Genomic DNA, 1,448 nt, shown 5'->3' with positions numbered 1-1,448 from the left:
TAACCAACTTCGTATTAATCGAGCATTAGTAGCAATGGTGCCTAATGCTCGATTAATACGAAGTTGGTTAATAGCATCTATTCTTTTTTTTAATCTTTCAATATATAAGTACAATATGTTTATCCTGATTATTCTTAATCTTTCAATATATAAGTACAATATGTTTATCCTGATTATTCTTAATCTACACATTAAGAATAATCAGGATAAACATATTGTACTTATATATTGAAAGATTAAAAAAAAGAATAGATGCTATTAACCAACTTCGTATTAATCGAGCATTAGTAGCAATGGTGCCTAATGTTCAGCATGTATATAATCTACTCCCAACTTTATTACATTTTAATCATCCTATGCTTCCGGGATATTTAAATAGTAATGTACCACACGGTATATGTTTATTTACACCAGACAAAAACCAAGCAGTTTGGTTGCATGATATAATACATAATGCTCAAACATTAGTTGTTCAAAATAGTAAACAGCCTATTACTGGTGTTTATTCAATGGGTAGTACTTCTTCTCTCGGACAAAACTACTATTCTGACTTAGATATTTGGATCTGTCATAAATCTTGGCTAAACAATAAAGAGCGTGCAGAGCTACAGTGTAAATGTACCTTAATAGAGAAATGGGCTACTCAGAAAGGTGTAGAAGTTAGTTTGTTTCTTATTGATGAAAATAGTTTTCTTTATAAAAAAAGCAAATACTTTGATAATAAAAACAACAGTTTGATAACTAATATTTTTTTGCTAGAAGAATTCTATCGCACCGCTGTACGTATGGGCGGTAAGCGCATTATTTGGAATATCGTTCCAGGTAAAGAAGAAGCGAACTATGATGAATACGTATTATCACTCTATAATGATGGCACATTAAGCCCTAATGAATGGCTAGATTTAGGGGGACTAGGTACCTTATCCGTTGAAGATTATTTCCTAGCTAGTCTATGGCAATTATATAAAAGTATCGATTCACCTTATAAATCGATGTTAAAAACGCTTCTTTTAGAAGCATACTCTTGGGAGTATCCGCAGACTACACTGCTAGCAATACATATTAAGCAACGGTTACAAAACAACGAAATAGTATCTTACGGACTTGATCCATACTATATGATGTTAGAGCGAGTTACCTACTATCTGAACCAAATTAACGATATGACACGGCTTGATCTAGTGCGTCGCTGTTTTTATTTAAAAGTATGTGAAAAACTATCACAAAACTTATCCGGTATCAGCTGGCGTCGTAAAATTATTATGCATTTAGTACAAACGTGGGGTTGGGATTTTAAACGTTTACGGATGCTCGATAATCTGGTTCACTGGAAGATCAACCAGGTACGTGAAGTACATCAAGAACTATTAGATGCAATGATGCAAAGCTATCGTCAGCTGATCTGTTTTGCACGCGGCAACAAATTTAGCGTTAGTGCTAACTCACAG

1 protein-coding gene is annotated in these 1,448 nt (G+C 33.6%); it reads left to right on the top strand.

Annotated elements, in window-relative coordinates; translation table 11 throughout:
• Positions 1–215 precede the first annotated feature (215 nt).
• Positions 216–1,448: class I adenylate cyclase (locus CEX73_RS02625; protein WP_146643229.1), on the top strand; the 1,233-nt coding region annotated here is incomplete at its 3' end.

This window comes from Candidatus Palibaumannia cicadellinicola, assembly GCF_002855795.1.
Lineage (GTDB): Bacteria > Pseudomonadota > Gammaproteobacteria > Enterobacterales > Enterobacteriaceae > Baumannia > Baumannia cicadellinicola_C.
The sequence above is the reverse complement of the archived record's forward strand: the minus strand, read 5'-3'. Positions and strand labels throughout refer to the sequence as shown.